Here is a 15,637-nt window from a genome sequence, read left to right on the forward strand (position 1 = left end):
GGCTTTTGTATTTTCTGAAATAACGAAGTGGAGAGCCGCATGGTTCCCGTAATCGCCCTGGTGGGCCGACCGAACGTCGGCAAGTCCACCTTGTTCAACCGCCTGACCAGGACTCGCGACGCCATCGTCGGCGACTTGTCCGGTCTGACCCGTGATCGCCAATACGGTGAGGCCAAGTGGCAAGGGCGTTCCTACATTCTGGTCGACACCGGCGGTATCTCCGGTGATGAGCACGGTATGGACGAAAAAATGGCCGAGCAGTCGCTGCTGGCCATTGAAGAAGCCGATGTCGTTCTGTTCCTGGTAGATGCCAAGGCCGGTTTTACCGCCGCCGACCAGATGATCGCCGAGCATTTGCGCAAACGTAACAAGCGTTCCTACGTGGTTGCCAACAAGGTCGACAACATCGACCCGGAAATGGCCCGCGCCGAGTTCGCTCCGTTGGGCATGGGCCACGCGATCCCGATCGCCGGTGCACATGGTCGTGGCATCACGCAGATGCTGGAAATCGCCCTGAGCGACTTCCCGAAAGACGATGACGAGCTGGAAGAAGGCGAGGAAGAGATCGTTGCCGAAGGCGAGGAAGCCAAGCGCATTCCTGGCCCTAGCGAAAAAGACGGGATCAAGATCGCCATCATCGGCCGGCCGAACGTCGGCAAGTCGACCCTGGTCAACCGCATGCTCGGTGAAGACCGGGTGATCGTCTATGACGAGCCTGGCACCACCCGCGACAGTATCTACATCCCGTTCGAGCGTAACGACGAGAAGTACACGCTGATCGACACCGCTGGTGTGCGCAAGCGCGGCAAGATCCACGAAGAAGTTGAAAAGTTCTCCGTGGTCAAAACCCTGCAGGCGATCAAAGACGCCAACGTGGTGATCTTCGTGATGGACGCCCGCGAAGGCGTGGTCGACCACGACCTCAACCTGCTGGGCTTCGCCATTGAGTCGGGTCGTGCGCTGGTGATCGCGATCAACAAGTGGGACGGCATGACCCCTAGCGAGCGCGAGTTCGTCAAGGTTGAACTGCAACGTCGGCTGTTCTTCGTCGACTACGCCGACATCCACTTCATCTCGGCGCTGCACGGCACGGGCGTGGGCAACCTCTACGCCTCCGTACAGAACTCGTTCAAGTCCGCGGTTACCCGCTGGCCAACCAACCGCCTGACCACGATCCTCGAAGATGCGGTCAGCGAGCACGCGCCGCCGATGGTCAACAACCGCCGGATCAAGCTGCGTTATGCCCACTTGGGTGGTGCCAACCCGCCGATCATCGTGATCCACGGTAACCAGATCGAGAAGGTGCCGAAGTCTTACGTGCGTTATCTGGAAAACACTTACCGTCGTGTCTTGAAGCTGGTCGGTACGCCGATCCGCATCGAGTTCAAGGGCGGCGAGAACCCGTACGAAGGTAACAAGACCTCGCTCACCGACCGTCAGGTCAACAAGAAGCGCCGCATGATGTCGCACCACAAGAAAGCCGACAAAAAGCGCCGCGACAAGCGATAAAAGCAGTTGCAAGCGGCAAGCCACAAGCTGCGAGTAACAGCGGAAAGGGTCCTGATCAGGGCCCTTTTTTGCGTCTGAGGGTTTGCTGCGTGAGGTCTTGCCGCTTGACCTCTTGCCGCTTGCGGCTTGAAACTTGCGGCTCACCTGCAAGGGGCTACCGATGATCACCAGTAAGCTGCCGAATGTCGGCATCACTATCTTCACGCAGATGTCTCAGCTCGCGGCGCAGACTGGGGCGATCAACCTGTCCCAGGGCTTTCCCGATTTCGATGCCCCGCAAGCCTTGTGCGATGCGGTCGGCCAGCACATCGCCAAGGGCCACAACCAATATTCGCCGATGACCGGCCTGCCGGTGCTGCGCCAGCAAGTGGCGGCGAAAATCGCTCGCAGCTATGGCGTCAATGTCGATGCCGATCACGAAGTAACCATCACCCCCGGCGCCACCCAGGCGATCTTCTGCGCGATTCAGGCGGTTATCCAGCCCGGCGACGAAGTCATCGTTTTTGATCCGTGCTACGACAGCTACGAACCCTCGGTGGAACTGGCCGGCGGTCGATGCGTGCATGTGCAACTGGGGCTGAACGATTTTTCCATCGATTTCCAGAAGCTCACCGACGCGATCACCCCGCGCACGCGGATGATCGTGCTGAATTCCCCGCACAACCCGAGCGGCGCGCTGATCAGCCGCGCCGAGCTGGATCAACTGGCGGCACTGATCCGTGATCGCGACATTTACCTGATCAGCGACGAAGTCTACGAACACCTGGTGTTCGACGGCGTGGCGCATGTCAGCGTGCTCAATCACCCAGAGCTGTATCAGCGGGCTTTCGTGATCAGTTCGTTCGGCAAGACCTACCACGTCACTGGCTGGAAAACCGGTTACGTGGTCGCGCCGCCGGCCCTTACCGCCGAGCTGCGCAAGGTTCACCAATACGTGAGTTTCTGCTGCGTGACGCCGCTGCAGTTTGCGTTGGCCGACTTTATGGCCGACCACCCGGAGCACGTCGAAGAGCTGCCGGGTTTCTATCAGGCCAAGCGCGATTTGTTCTGTGATCTGCTGGCGCCGTCGCGTTTCAGTTTCAATCGCGTGGCCGGCACCTACTTCCAGTTGGTCGATTATTCGCAGATTCGCCCGGACCTCAATGACGTCGATATGGCGCTGTGGATGACCCGCGAACACGGAGTGGCCAGCATCCCCATTTCGGTGTTCTACCAGACGCCGCCCGAAGGCCAGCGCCTGGTGCGCCTGTGCTTCGCCAAACGCGAGGAGACCCTGCGTGAAGCAGCGGAAAAACTATGCGTGATTTGACTGCGCTGCCCAATCTGAACATCGCGCTGATCCAGACCACTCTGGCCTGGCACGACCGCCTGGCTAATCTGGAGCATTTCGAGCAGTTGCTGGAACAGGCTCGCGGCGCTGACCTGATCATCCTTCCGGAGATGTTCACCACCGGTTTCTCGATGGAATCGGAGACGCTGGCCGAGGCCGAACACGGGCCGACCAGCAAATGGCTGCGGGCTCAAGCGGCGAAGTATGACGCGGTGATCACCGGCAGCATCATCGTCCAAGCGGCCGATGGTAGTCACCGCAACCGCCTGTTGTGGGCGCGGCCGGACGGCGAAGTGCTGCATTACGACAAACGCCATCTGTTTCGCATGGCTGGCGAGCACAACCACTACACCCCCGGCGAGCGCCAGGTGCAGTTCGAGCTCAAGGGCTGGCGCATTCGGCCGCTGATTTGTTACGACCTGCGCTTCCCGGTGTGGAGCCGTGATGCGCAGGACACTGATTTGCTGCTGTACACGGCGAACTGGCCAGGCGCGCGGCGCTTGCACTGGAACCGTTTGTTGCCGGCGCGGGCTATCGAGAACCTGTGTTATGTGGCGGCGGTGAACCGGATCGGCACGGACGGCAAGGGCTTTGCCTACACCGGCGACAGTCAGGTGCTGGATTTCCAGGGCGAGACCTTGCTCAGCGCGGGGGAGGCGGATGGGGTGTTTCACGCCGTTCTGAATGCTGCCGACCTGCAAGCGTACCGGACCCGATTCCCGGCTAATCTGGATGCCGACACGTTCGAGTTCACCTGAGATCTTCGCTGGCTGACCTGCCGCTATCGCGAGCAAGCTCGCTCCCACATTTGATCAATGTGAACACAAGTTGGATGTACACCCAGATTCACTGTGGGAGGGAGCTTGCTCGCGATAGCGGACTTGCGGTCTCCGCATAAACATCAGGCAAACAAAAAGGCCCCAAGATTCGCACCGTGGGGCCTTTTGCATTGCCGCGAAGACTTACGCCGCTTTCGCTTCCGGTTGGCTCAGCGAGCGGTTAAGTGCGCTGAACAGGGCCTTGAAGCTCGCCGTGGTGATGTTTTCATCGATCCCGACGCCGTGCACCGCACGCTGACCATCAACCCGCAGTTCGATGTAGGCCGCAGCCTTGGCGTTGGTGCCGGCACCGATTGCGTGTTCGTTGTAGTCCATGATTTCCACCGGAATCGGCAGGCCGGCCACCAGCGCTTCGAGTGCGCCGTTGCCCTTGCCGCGCCAGTGCAGGTTGGTTTCGCCCTGGCCTTTGCCCGAAACTTCGACTTCCACCGCACTGTTGCCGTTCTCTTCCTGCAAGCGATGGCTGACCAGCGCGTAAGGCGTATTCGCCTGCAAGTACTCGCTGTGCAGCAACGCGTGGATCTGCTGCGCCGTCATCTCCAGGCCGAGGCGATCAGTTTCACGCTGCACCACTTGGCTGAATTCGATCTGCATGCGGCGCGGCAAGCTGATGCCGTATTCCTGTTCCAGCAGATAGGCGATCCCGCCCTTGCCCGACTGGCTGTTGACGCGGATTACCGCCTCGTAGCTGCGGCCAATGTCGGCCGGGTCTATCGGCAAGTACGGCACTTCCCACAAGGTGTCCGGTTTCTGCTGCGAAAAGCCTTTGCGGATAGCGTCCTGGTGCGAGCCGGAGAACGCGGTGTGAACCAGGTCGCCGACGTAAGGGTGACGCGGGTGCACCTGAATCTGGTTGCACTCTTCGACGACTTTGCGCACGCCGTCGATGTCGGAGAAATCCAGCTCCGGGTGAATGCCCTGGGTGTAGAGGTTCAGCGCCACGGTGACCAGATCGACGTTACCGGTGCGCTCGCCGTTGCCGAACAGGCAACCTTCGACACGGTCGGCGCCGGCCATCAGGCCCAGCTCGGTGGCGGCCACGCCAGTACCCCGGTCGTTGTGGGTGTGCAGGCTGATGATCACGCTGTCGCGACGGTTGATGTGACGGCCGAACCATTCAATCTGGTCAGCGTAAATGTTCGGGGTGGCGCATTCGACGGTGGCCGGCAGGTTGAGGATCACCTTGTGCTCAGGCGTCGGGTTCCAGACTTCAATCACCGCGTCGCACACTTCTTTGGCGAACTCGAGTTCGGTGGCGCTGAAGGTTTCTGGCGAGTATTCGAACGTCCACTCGGTGTCCGGTTGCTGCGCGGCGTATTTGACGAACAGCTTGGCCGCGTTGACCGCGATGGCCTTGATTCCGTCCTTGTCCTGATTGAAGACAATGCGGCGGAAGGAAGGGGAGGTCGCGTTGTACAAGTGCACGATGGCTTTCTTGGCGCCGCGCAACGATTCGAAAGTGCGTTCGATCAAATCTTCACGACCCTGGGTCAGCACCTGAATGGTGGTGTCGTCCGGGATGTGGCCGTCTTCGATCAGGGTACGCACGAAGTCGAAGTCGGTTTGCGACGCCGCCGGGAACGACGCTTCGATTTCTTTCACGCCGACCTGCACCAGGGTTTTCCAGAAGCGCAGCTTTTTCACCGCGTCCATCGGCTCGATCAGCGACTGGTTGCCGTCACGCAGGTCCGAGCTGCACCAGATCGGCGCGGCGGTGATGGTCTTCGACGGCCAGGTACGGTCCGGGATATCGATGGTCGGGAACGCGCGGTACTTCGAAGACGGGTCTTTGAGCATGCTCATCGGGAAATCCTTATTTTTGGTGTGGGCCGAAAAGAGGCGGCCTGCCGGTGGATCAAAAGTGTTTGGGAAAACGTGTAAGGCGAGGCACCGCAATTCAGCCCGATAGTCGTGCACTGACGAGGCACAGACTACGGTGCTGGCGAAGCTGAATAAGGGTGTGAGAGATTTTCATGCCCTCAACCCTAACCGCCGGGATTGAGGTTGGCAAGCAGTCGAAAAAAATTGAGAGGAATAGTCGAAAAGGTTGGTTTTGCGAGATTGTGTGCTGGTTATGATCGCTATTAATCAATCAGATTGCGCTGTCTATTCCTGGTGCGCAATTCCTGTGGGAGCATGGCTTGCCCGCGATGAACGATGACGCGACGCCCCATTCAGACCGCGTAACGGCCATCGCGAGCAAGCTTTGCTCCTACGGATCGGTTCAGGGCTGAAACGCGCCGATAAATATCGCCGGATCCACCCGTGCATCATTCAAGCTGATATTCCAGTGCATATGCGGCCCGGTCGCGCGGCCCGTCGAGCCAACCTTGCCAACCACGCCGCCACGCGCCATCTGCTGGCCAACCTTCACGTCAATCTTCGACATGTGGCAAAACATGCTGATAAAACCTTGCCCGTGGTCGACAAATACCGTGTTGCCATTAAAGAAGTAGTTACCAATCAAAATCACCTTGCCCGCCGCCGGGGTCTTGATCGGCGTTCCGGCCGGCACCGCGAAGTCGAGGCCCGCGTGCGGATTGCGCTCCTCGCCATTAAAGAAGCGGCGCACGCCGAACTTGCTCGACAGCGGTCCGTTGACCGGTTTGTCCAGCAGCAGATTGCTCGGGGTATTCGGGCTGAAACTGCGATACGCCTGAACCTGCTCGGCCAGTTCGCCCTCGATGCGCTTGAGGTTCGCCGGGTTCGGATTGACCTGCTGGGTGTTCTTCAACGTGATGCGTTGTTCCGGGTATTTCTTGCTGCCGACGATAAAACTCAACTCGCGGCCAGCGCTGCTGATTTGCTGAGTGCCCGGTTTAACCGTCAGCGGCACGCCGACAATCGCCAGCCAATTGTTCTGTTCCTTGACCACCAGCACCGGTTTGCCCTGATACGTGGCTTTCGGCGCCTGGGCGGCGGCGCCCAGATCCACCACGGCAACGCCGCCCGGCACCGGTTTGTTCAGCAGTCGAGTGATGTAACTGTCGGCGTGCGCGTTGACGGTCAGGCATAGCAGCGGGCCCAGCAATAACAGTGAAGCGAGAAAACGCGGCATGGGTCAATCCAGTAGAGAAAGGGTGACAGGCGTCAGGTGATTGTCTTCGACGCGCACTTGCAGTTCGCCCTCGCCGAGCCGTGCGTTGAGGCGCTGGCCGGGATGAGTCTGGGCGGCATTGCGAATCGCGTGGCCGCGCTCGTCAAGCAAAATGCTGTAACCACGTCCGAGGGTCGCCAACGGGCTGACCACGTGCAGTGTTTGCATCTGACTGTGCAGTTGCAGACGACGGCCCTTGAGCCCGTCGCGCATGGCGCGTGGCAAACGTTCGGCGAGGCTGTCGAGGCGCTGGCGGAGCATCGCCAGTTGCCGTCCGGGATGTTGCCCGGCGAGACGGGTTTCGAGACGAATCAAGCGTTCGCGCCGAGTATTGAGGCTGCGCTCGAAAGCGCGGCGTATGCGCATGTCCAGGTCGTCCAGGCGTTGCGCTTGCTGACGCAGGCGTTCGCCGGGATGCCGCAAACGGCGCGCCATGCCTTCCAGGCGCAGGCGATCACGCATCAATCGGTCGCGGATGCGCATGACCAAACGCCGATGCAGGCTTTCGACGCGGCGCACCAGATCGTTGGAATCCGGGGCCAGCAGTTCGGCGGCGGCAGAAGGCGTTGGCGCGCGCACGTCAGCCACGAAGTCGCTGATCGACACATCGGTTTCATGTCCGACCGCGCTGACAATTGGCGTCACACACGCATCCACGGCGCGGGCCACGGCTTCTTCGTTGAAACACCAGAGGTCTTCCAGCGAGCCGCCGCCACGCGCCAGAATCAGTGCGTCGAAACCTCGCGCATCGGCCAGTTTCAGCGCGCGGACAATTTGCGCGGTGGCTTCGCGACCTTGCACGGCGGTCGGGATCAGCGTCAATTGCACCTGCGGCGCGCGGCGGCGGAACACGCTGATGATGTCGCGAATCACCGCGCCGGTCGGCGAACTGATAATGCCGATGCGTTGCGGATGCGCCGGCAGCGGTACTTTGCGCTCGGCGCTGAACAGGCCTTCGGCGCTGAGTTTTTCTTTCAGCGCATCGAAGGCCAGGCGCAAGGCGCCATCACCGGCCGGTTCGACGGTATCGAGGATCAACTGATAGTCGCCACGGCCCTCGAACAACGAGACCTTGCCGCGCACTTTGACCGCCAAGCCGTCCTTCAGCGCCTGGCGAACCCGCGCAGCGTTCTGCCGAAACAGCGCGCAACGCACTTGGGCGCCGCTGTCCTTGAGGGTGAAATACACGTGGCCCGACGCCGGGCGGGCGAGGTTGGAGATTTCGCCTTCGACCCAGATGTTGCTGAACACGTCTTCCAGCAACACCCGCGCGCGGCCGTTGAGCTGGCTGACAGTCAGGACTTCACGGTCCAGGCCGAGTCTTGCAAAGGGATCTTTAATCATGGGGCGCAGTTTAAAGGCATTCGATGAACAATCTCCATGCGCGCGCACAAATCCCTTGTGGGAGCGAGCTTGCTCGCGATTGCGGCGTGACATCCAATATTCTTGTGACTGATACACCGCTATCGCGAGCAAGCTCGCTCCCACAGGTTTAAAGTCAGCGCCTGTATTCAAGGAAGAAGTGCAGATGAATGTGTTTGAACTGATGAATCAATGGCCATTCGGCGTGGTGGACTGGGTGGTGATCGGGATGGCCATCGTCCTGGCCTACGTCGTCTTCGGTGTCGCCGGGTTTGGGACGGCGCTGGTGGCGGGGCCGATTCTGATTCTGTTCATGCCGCTGTCGAAGATCGTGCCGTTGCTGGTGTTGCTGGATTTTGTCGCGGCATTCGGCAATTTGTTGCCGTCGCGGCGCGATGTGTCGAAGCCCGAATTGCTGCGTCTGCTGCCGTGCATGGCGGTGGGTTGCACGCTGGGGGTGATCTTTCTGCTGAGCCTGCATTCCGAGCTGTTGCTGCTATTGATGGGCCTGTTCATCAGCGCCTATGCGATTTACAGCCTGTGGGTAAAAGCCCGGCCAGCACAATTGTCCGCGGCGTGGGCGCTGCCGATGGGCACAGTTGGCGGGATGTTTGGCGCGTTGTTCGGCAGTGGCGGTTTTTTATATGCGATCTATCTGAACAGTCGCTTGCCCAAAGACGCGGCGCGGGCGACGCAAAGTGCGTTGATCAGTTGCAGCACGGTGGTGCGTTTGAGCCTGTTCGTCGTCGCCGGGGTGTATGCCGAGCTACCCTTGTTGATGCTGGCCGCGTGTTTGTTGCCGGCGATGGCGCTGGGCTTGTGGCTGGGTCGGCAACTGGTGATGAAGTTGTCCCGCGAAGCGTTTGTGCGGCTGGTCACCTGGCTGGTGCTGGCCAGCGGGATTGCCTTGATCGTGCGGTATTTGAGTACTTGACCTGAGTGTCTCAGGGATTAAGCTGCCGGCCGTTCTGACGTCTTCGCGGGCAAGCCTCGCTCCTACAAGGATCTGCGCGAAACCTGTAGGAGCGAGGCTTGCCCGCGAAAGCGCCACCCGCCACGCCGCAAAACTCCCCATTTGACGCAGTAGGCTTGCAGCATGAATTCCCAAAGCATCATCGTCCCGAAAATCTCCACTTTGCCGGTGCACGAACCCCGGGCCCGGGCGATCGTGCGGTGGCTGGTGCGCAAGAACATCGTCAAGGAAGACCTGAGCACCTGCGGGCGCACCGGCAATCGCATGGGTTACGCCCTCGCGGACGGCGCGCGGGCGGTGGTCCTGCACCCGGAAGCGTTGCCGTTCGGTGAGGCCATCAATGGCTTGGAAATCATCACCAAGCGCTGCATCTATACCCCGGCCAAGGGTTTTCTCGGCGAAGCGGGCTGCGCCGAGTGCCGCAAGGAAGTCGGCGAAGCGCTGTTCGAGAGCCTGGAAGAGTGGATGCCCGGGCGCACCGACAACTTCACCTGCCCGGAATGCGGGCACGAAGACGACATCAACGGATTTCTGTTCCTGCAGGAATGCGGTTTCTCCAACCTCGGTTTCATCTTCAACAACTGGGCGGAGGCGGGGTTCAAGCAGAGCTTCATCGACGAATTCGCCGATTGGCTGGATCAGCCCGTGAGCCTGGTCAAAGTCGAGTTGTAGCGGTCGCTGGAACTGTGGCTGTGGGAGCAAGGCTTGCCCGCGATAGCGATCTCACGGACGCCTTCGCGGGCAAGCCTTGCTCCCACCGATTTTGTTGCGAATGAACCCGTCGATCACTGCTTCGATAATAGGCAGAGTTTTACATTGAACCCGAGGGGGTGTCTGACTATAATGGCGCGCTTCCATTTTCCCGCTCGGGAGCCCCCGCGATGCTGCGTATCAGCCAAGAAGCTCTGACATTCGACGACATTCTCCTAGTGCCCGGTTATTCCGAGGTGCTTCCTAACGAAGTCAGTCTCAAGACCCGCCTAACCCGTGGCATCGAGCTGAATATTCCTCTGGTTTCTGCCGCAATGGACACCGTTACTGAAGCCCGACTGGCAATCGCCATGGCTCAGGAAGGTGGCATCGGCATCATCCACAAGAACATGACCATCGAGCAGCAAGCTGCCGAAGTGCGCAAGGTCAAGCGTTACGAAGCCGGCGTGGTCAAGGACCCGATCACCATCGAGGCTGACGCTTCGGTGCGTGAACTGTTCGAACTGACCCGCATGCACAACATCTCCGGCGTTCCGGTACTGCACGATGGCGACCTGGTCGGCATCGTCACTTCCCGTGACGTGCGTTTCGAAAACCGCATGGACGTCAGCGTCCGTGAAGTGATGACGCCTAAAGAGCGTCTGGTCACGGTCAAGGAAGGCGCCGACAAAAACGACGTCCGCGAGTTGCTGCACAAACACCGCATCGAACGCGTGCTGATCGTCGACGAGAAATTCGCCCTCAAAGGCATGATGACCGTCAACGACATCGAAAAAGCCAAGGCTTACCCGCTGGCCAGCAAGGACGATCAAGGTCGTCTGCGCGTAGGCGCTGCAGTCGGCACCGGTAAAGACACCGGTGATCGTGTTGCCGCCCTGGTCCATGCCGGCGTCGACGTGGTGGTGGTCGACACCGCACACGGTCACTCCAAAGGCGTGATCGACCGCGTTCGCTGGGTCAAACAGAATTTCCCTGACGTGCAGGTTATCGGCGGCAACATTGCCACTGGCGCTGCCGCCAAGGCACTGGCCGAAGCTGGCGCCGACGCGGTCAAAGTCGGTATCGGCCCAGGCTCGATCTGCACCACGCGCATCGTCGCTGGTGTCGGCGTGCCGCAAATCAGCGCCATCGCCAACGTCGCCGCCGCCCTTGAAGGCACCGGCGTGCCGTTGATCGCCGACGGCGGCATCCGTTTCTCCGGTGACCTGTCCAAGGCCATCGTGGCCGGTGCTTCCTGCGTGATGATGGGCTCGATGTTTGCCGGTACTGAAGAAGCGCCGGGCGAGATCGAACTGTTCCAGGGTCGTTCGTACAAGGCTTATCGTGGCATGGGTTCGCTGGGCGCCATGTCCCAGGCTCAAGGTTCCTCCGACCGTTACTTCCAGGATTCCTCGGCAGGCGCCGAGAAACTGGTTCCGGAAGGCATCGAAGGCCGCGTGCCTTACAAAGGCACCCTGAGCGCGATCATCCATCAACTGATGGGCGGTCTGCGTTCCTCGATGGGCTACACCGGCAGTGCCGACATCGAAGAAATGCGCACCAAGCCTGAATTCGTGCGGATCACCGGCGCTGGCATGGCCGAGTCCCACGTGCACGACGTACAAATCACCAAAGAAGCGCCAAACTACCGCGTAGGTTGAGGCTTCAAGCAAACGTTACATAACCGGGGCTGTTTTATTCAGCCCCGAGTTGTTTCTGAATCACGACTGTTTCTGAATTACTTAGACGAGACTGAATCATGGCCCTCGACATTCACGCTCACCGCATCCTGATCCTCGATTTCGGTTCCCAGTACACCCAGCTGATTGCCCGCCGCGTGCGCGAAATCGGCGTGTACTGCGAACTGCATCCGTTCGACATGGACGACGAAGCGATTCGCGAATTCGCACCGAAGGGGATCATCCTCGCCGGCGGCCCCGAGTCGGTACACGTTGCTGACAGCCCGCGCGCGCCGCAAGCGGTGTTCGACTTGGGCGTACCGGTTTTCGGTATCTGCTACGGCATGCAAACCATGGCTGAACAGCTGGGTGGCAAGGTCGAAGGCTCCGAGCTGCGTGAGTTCGGTTATGCCCGCGTTGACGTAGTCGGCAAGAGCCGCCTGCTCGACGGCATCGAAGACCACATCGACGCCGACGGCCTGTTCGGCCTCGACGTGTGGATGAGCCACGGTGACAAAGTCACCAAGATGCCGCAGGAGTTCCACATCCTCGCCAGCACCCCGAGCTGCCCGATTGCCGGCATGTTCGACGACGCTCGCGGCTACTACGGCGTGCAGTTCCACCCGGAAGTGACCCACACCAAGCAGGGCGGCCGCATCCTGTCGCGCTTCATCCTCGACATCTGCGAGTGCGAAGCCCTGTGGACGCCGTCGAAGATCGCCGAAGATGCGATCGCCAACGTTCGCGCCCAGGTCGGCACCGACAACGTTCTGCTCGGTCTGTCCGGCGGCGTCGATTCGTCGGTAGTTGCCGCGCTGCTGCACAAAGCCATCGGCGACCAACTGACCTGCGTCTTCGTCGACAACGGCCTGCTGCGTCTGCACGAAGGCGAGCAAGTGATGGCCATGTTCGCCGAGAACATGGGCGTCAAAGTGATCCGCGCCAATGCTGAAGATCAGTTCCTGAACAATCTGGCTGGCGAAAGCGACCCGGAAAAGAAGCGCAAGATCATCGGCCGTACCTTCATCGACGTGTTTGATGCCCAGTCCAACAAACTGGACAACATCAAGTACCTCGCCCAAGGCACCATCTACCCGGACGTGATCGAGTCGGCTGGCGCCAAGAGCGGCAAGGCCCACGTGATCAAGTCGCACCACAACGTGGGTGGCTTGCCGGAAGAAATGAACCTGAAACTGGTCGAGCCGCTGCGCGAACTGTTCAAGGACGAAGTCCGTCGTCTGGGCCTGGAACTCGGCCTGCCGTACGACATGGTCTACCGTCACCCGTTCCCGGGCCCAGGCCTGGGCGTGCGGATCCTCGGTGAAGTGAAAAAGGAATATGCCGACCTGCTGCGTCGCGCTGACCACATCTTCATCGAAGAACTGCGCAAAGCCGACTGGTACCACAAAGTCAGCCAGGCCTTCGTAGTGTTCCAACCGGTGAAATCGGTTGGCGTTGTAGGCGATGGCCGTCGTTACGCCTGGGTCGTGGCCCTGCGTGCGGTAGAAACCATCGACTTCATGACCGCGCGTTGGGCACACCTGCCTTACGAACTGCTGGAAACTGTCAGCGGTCGCATCATCAATGAAATCGAAGGTATCTCGCGCGTGACTTATGACGTGTCGAGCAAGCCGCCGGCGACGATTGAGTGGGAGTGATCCCGGTCTTCACTGATCGTCCGTAGCACCAGTTCGTAGCACCGGTTCGTAACATCTGTCCGCAACACCTGAAAGGCCCCGTGAATGCGAATTCACGGGGCCTTTTGCGTTTCAGCGCCGCGCCACGTCCGAGAAGTAGAACTTGTCCAGCGTATGCCGCGATTCGGTGTATTCGAACTGCCGGCCATCCTGCAGAAACGTCTGGTTGCTGACCACGATCACATGGCTCTGGCCGTCGAGGTCGAGGTGTGTCTGGTCGTCCTTGCCGCGCGGCACCGCTTCGATGGTGCGCTGGGCGTAGGCGATTTGCAGTTGCAGGGTTTGTTCGATGAAGGCGTAGATCGAGTGCTCGGCGATGTCGCGGGACAGGCCGGGGATCACGTCGCTGACGAAATGGTTGATGTCGAGGATCACCCGTTTGCCGTCGATCCGCCGCACGCGTTTGATCCGCGTGATCAGGCTGCCTGCTTCGGCCTGGATGTGTTCAAGCAACGCGCCTTCGAGCGGCATCTGCTCGAACTCGACCACTTCGGTGCTGACGTCATTGCCCAGTCGCGGGTAGGTTTCCTGAAAACTGACGATGCCGCCCAATTGAAATTCGATCGGGTTGGTCGACAGTACGAAGGTGCCCTTGCCGTGGACTTTCTGCGCGAAGCCGCGTTCCTGCAATTGCTCGATAGCCTTGCGCACGGTGCCGCGACTGGCCTGGTAGCTGTCCATCAACTCGGTTTCGGAAGGTAACCGCGCGCCACGTTCCAGACGTTCGGTGGTGATGCTGGCAAGCAGATCGGTGTAGATCTGGTTGTATTTACTCATGGGATGGCTCTATGCCGCGCTGCACTCAAGGTTTTGAACCTTAAGGGCAGGGTAGGAGTTTGTCCATGCGAGGCGAGGTTTCTTTGACTTTGCAGGTAGGAAGTTTCTTCGGCGATCAAGCTCGACACACATTAAAACCAAACTCGTCTGTACGAGTTGTTGCATTAACTCGTACAGACGAGTACGTTTCGTATCGGCGTGCTGCCAATAACAAAAAACTACAGCGGAAGATCAAGCATGAGCCACGACTATCCGAATATCGCCCGCGAGCTGCTGCAGAGTCTCGGTGGCAGCGACAACCTCGAGCAGGCCGCGCATTGCGTGACGCGCTTGCGCCTGGCCCTCAAGGACCCAAGCCTGGTCAACAGTGCCACGCTGAACCAGATTGATCTGGTCAAGGGTTCGTTCTTCACCGGCGGCCTGTTCCAGGTGGTGATCGGCCCCGGCGAAGTGGAAAAGGTCTATGCCGAACTGCGTCGACAGACCGGTCTGGCGGCCTCGACGATTGCCGACGTCAAACAGAAGAGCGCGGACAAGATCAACGCCATGCAGCGGCTGGTGCGGGTGTTTTCCGACGTGTTCATGCCGATCCTGCCGGCGCTGATCGTCGCCGGCCTGTTGATGGGGTTCAACAACCTGATCGGCGCCAAGGGCATGTTCATCGAAGGCCAGACCTTGCTCGAGGCGTACCCGAGCCTCGACGGCCTCTGGAGCCTGATCAACCTGATGGCCAACACCTCGTTTGTGTTCCTCCCGGCGCTGGTCGGCTGGTCGGCGGCCAAGCGTTTTGGTGGCAGCGAAATCCTCGGCATTGTGCTCGGCTTGATGCTGGTTCACCCGGACCTGCTCAACGCCTGGAACTACGGCAAAGCGGTCGCCGGGCTCGACGGCCAGAGCCTGCCGTACTTCGACATCCTCGGCCTGTTCCAGATCGAAAAGGTGGGTTATCAGGGGCAGATCCTGCCGATATTGCTGGCGGCCTACGTCATGAGCGTCATCGAAAAATGGCTGCGGGCGCGAGTGCCGAACGCGATTCAATTGCTCGTGGTGCCGATCACCACCATCGTCGTCACCGGCGTGCTGGCGCTGGCGATCATTGGCCCGGTGACCCGGCATCTGGGGATTCTGATCACCGAAGGCGTGGTCACGCTGTTTGACTTGGCGCCAATGGTCGGCGGGATGATTTTCGGGCTGCTGTATGCGCCGCTAGTGATCACCGGCATGCACCACATGTTCCTCGCCGTCGACTTGCAGTTGATCTCGACGCAGGGCGGCACCTTCATCTGGCCGATGATCGTCATGTCCAACCTCGCTCAGGGCAGCGCGGCGCTGGCGGTGTTCTACATGACCCGCAATGCGCGCGATAAAAGCATGGCTTCGACCTCGGCGATTTCCGCTTATTTCGGCATCACCGAACCGGCAATGTTCGGCGTCAACCTGCGCTACAAATTTCCTTTTTATGCCGCGCTGATCGGCTCGGCGATGGGCTGCATTTTCCTCTCGTTAAACAAGATCCAGGCCTCGGCGATTGGCGTCGGTGGTTTGCCCGGTTTCATCTCGATCATTCCGCAATTCATCCCGATGTTCGTGATCGGGATGATCATCGCGATGGTTGTGCCGTTTGTTCTGACGTGTGGGTTGAGCATGAAGATTGTTCGGCCGGGGTTTCGGGTCGCCTGATAGA

12 protein-coding genes are annotated in these 15,637 nt (G+C 59.9%); 8 read left to right on the plus strand and 4 right to left on the minus strand.

The window, feature by feature from the left end:
* Positions 1 to 39: 39 nt before the first annotated feature.
* From der to BLU01_RS19170, 3 genes are all read left to right on the plus strand, one after another.
* Positions 40 to 1,509 (plus strand): ribosome biogenesis GTPase Der, encoded by a 1,470-nt coding sequence (gene der / locus BLU01_RS19160; RefSeq protein ID WP_092278469.1) that lies wholly within the window; start codon positions 40 to 42, stop codon positions 1,507 to 1,509.
* A gap of 160 nt (positions 1,510 to 1,669) precedes the next feature.
* Positions 1,670 to 2,818, plus strand: coding sequence for a pyridoxal phosphate-dependent aminotransferase (locus tag BLU01_RS19165; RefSeq protein ID WP_092278471.1), 1,149 nt, complete (start codon positions 1,670 to 1,672; stop codon positions 2,816 to 2,818).
* Positions 2,806 to 3,597 carry an amidohydrolase gene (locus BLU01_RS19170; RefSeq protein WP_092278473.1) on the plus strand — a complete coding sequence of 264 codons (792 nt, stop codon included), beginning with the start codon at positions 2,806 to 2,808 and terminating at the stop codon, positions 3,595 to 3,597. Before BLU01_RS19165 ends, BLU01_RS19170 begins: the two co-directional genes overlap by 13 nt.
* 204 nt (positions 3,598 to 3,801) lie before the next feature.
* Here BLU01_RS19170 and leuA read toward each other — a convergent pair whose 3' ends face one another.
* From leuA to xseA, 3 genes are all read right to left on the minus strand, one after another.
* Positions 3,802 to 5,481, minus strand: coding sequence for a 2-isopropylmalate synthase (gene leuA, locus BLU01_RS19175; RefSeq protein WP_092278475.1), 1,680 nt, complete (start codon positions 5,479 to 5,481; stop codon positions 3,802 to 3,804).
* Positions 5,482 to 5,902: 421 nt separating this feature from the next.
* Entirely contained in the window at positions 5,903 to 6,736 is an 834-nt protein-coding gene (locus BLU01_RS19185) for a peptidoglycan DD-metalloendopeptidase family protein (RefSeq protein ID WP_092278478.1), read from the minus strand.
* 3 nt (positions 6,737 to 6,739) lie between these two features.
* A complete protein-coding gene (xseA, locus tag BLU01_RS19190; protein WP_092278480.1) occupies positions 6,740 to 8,119 on the minus strand; it encodes an exodeoxyribonuclease VII large subunit in 1,380 nt (459 codons plus the stop codon).
* A 184-nt stretch (positions 8,120 to 8,303) separates the two neighbouring features.
* Between xseA and BLU01_RS19195 the strand changes: the two genes are divergently transcribed.
* The 4 genes from BLU01_RS19195 (at position 8,304) to guaA (ending at position 13,137) form a co-directional block, all read left to right on the plus strand.
* Positions 8,304 to 9,071: a sulfite exporter TauE/SafE family protein gene (locus BLU01_RS19195; RefSeq protein WP_092278482.1), complete on the plus strand. Its 768-nt coding sequence runs from the start codon at positions 8,304 to 8,306 to the stop codon at positions 9,069 to 9,071.
* Positions 9,072 to 9,233: 162 nt separating this feature from the next.
* Positions 9,234 to 9,782 carry a sugar ABC transporter ATPase gene (locus BLU01_RS19200; RefSeq protein ID WP_092278484.1) on the plus strand — a complete coding sequence of 183 codons (549 nt, stop codon included), beginning with the start codon at positions 9,234 to 9,236 and terminating at the stop codon, positions 9,780 to 9,782.
* A gap of 209 nt (positions 9,783 to 9,991) precedes the next feature.
* Positions 9,992 to 11,461: an IMP dehydrogenase gene (gene guaB / locus BLU01_RS19205; RefSeq protein WP_092278486.1), complete on the plus strand. Its 1,470-nt coding sequence runs from the start codon at positions 9,992 to 9,994 to the stop codon at positions 11,459 to 11,461.
* A 98-nt stretch (positions 11,462 to 11,559) separates the two neighbouring features.
* Positions 11,560 to 13,137 carry a glutamine-hydrolyzing GMP synthase gene (guaA, locus tag BLU01_RS19210; RefSeq protein WP_092278488.1) on the plus strand — a complete coding sequence of 526 codons (1,578 nt, stop codon included), beginning with the start codon at positions 11,560 to 11,562 and terminating at the stop codon, positions 13,135 to 13,137.
* 111 nt (positions 13,138 to 13,248) lie between these two features.
* Here the strand turns inward: guaA and treR are convergent, their stop codons facing one another.
* A complete protein-coding gene (gene treR / locus BLU01_RS19215; RefSeq protein WP_092278490.1) occupies positions 13,249 to 13,953 on the minus strand; it encodes a trehalose operon repressor in 705 nt (234 codons plus the stop codon).
* A gap of 237 nt (positions 13,954 to 14,190) precedes the next feature.
* On the opposite strand from treR, the gene treP reads away from it, so the two are divergent.
* Positions 14,191 to 15,633 (plus strand): PTS system trehalose-specific EIIBC component, encoded by a 1,443-nt coding sequence (gene treP / locus BLU01_RS19220; protein WP_092278492.1) that lies wholly within the window; start codon positions 14,191 to 14,193, stop codon positions 15,631 to 15,633.
* Positions 15,634 to 15,637 lie beyond the last annotated feature (4 nt).

Source organism: Pseudomonas prosekii (assembly GCF_900105155.1).
In the GTDB taxonomy this organism is placed as follows: domain Bacteria; phylum Pseudomonadota; class Gammaproteobacteria; order Pseudomonadales; family Pseudomonadaceae; genus Aquipseudomonas; species Aquipseudomonas prosekii.

Excerpts from the sequence above, each read along its gene's own strand:
- der (WP_092278469.1), top strand. The coding sequence starts at position 40 with ATGGTTCCCGTAATCGCCCTGGTGGGCCGACCGAACGTCGGCAAGTCC.
- BLU01_RS19165 (WP_092278471.1), top strand. The coding sequence starts at position 1,670 with ATGATCACCAGTAAGCTGCCGAATGTCGGCATCACTATCTTCACGCAG.
- BLU01_RS19170 (WP_092278473.1), top strand. The coding sequence starts at position 2,806 with ATGCGTGATTTGACTGCGCTGCCCAATCTGAACATCGCGCTGATCCAG.
- leuA (WP_092278475.1), bottom strand. The coding sequence starts at position 5,481 with ATGAGCATGCTCAAAGACCCGTCTTCGAAGTACCGCGCGTTCCCGACC.
- BLU01_RS19185 (WP_092278478.1), bottom strand. The coding sequence starts at position 6,736 with ATGCCGCGTTTTCTCGCTTCACTGTTATTGCTGGGCCCGCTGCTATGC.
- xseA (WP_092278480.1), bottom strand. The coding sequence starts at position 8,119 with ATGATTAAAGATCCCTTTGCAAGACTCGGCCTGGACCGTGAAGTCCTG.
- BLU01_RS19195 (WP_092278482.1), top strand. The coding sequence starts at position 8,304 with ATGAATGTGTTTGAACTGATGAATCAATGGCCATTCGGCGTGGTGGAC.
- BLU01_RS19200 (WP_092278484.1), top strand. The coding sequence starts at position 9,234 with ATGAATTCCCAAAGCATCATCGTCCCGAAAATCTCCACTTTGCCGGTG.
- guaB (WP_092278486.1), top strand. The coding sequence starts at position 9,992 with ATGCTGCGTATCAGCCAAGAAGCTCTGACATTCGACGACATTCTCCTA.
- guaA (WP_092278488.1), top strand. The coding sequence starts at position 11,560 with ATGGCCCTCGACATTCACGCTCACCGCATCCTGATCCTCGATTTCGGT.
- treR (WP_092278490.1), bottom strand. The coding sequence starts at position 13,953 with ATGAGTAAATACAACCAGATCTACACCGATCTGCTTGCCAGCATCACC.
- treP (WP_092278492.1), top strand. The coding sequence starts at position 14,191 with ATGAGCCACGACTATCCGAATATCGCCCGCGAGCTGCTGCAGAGTCTC.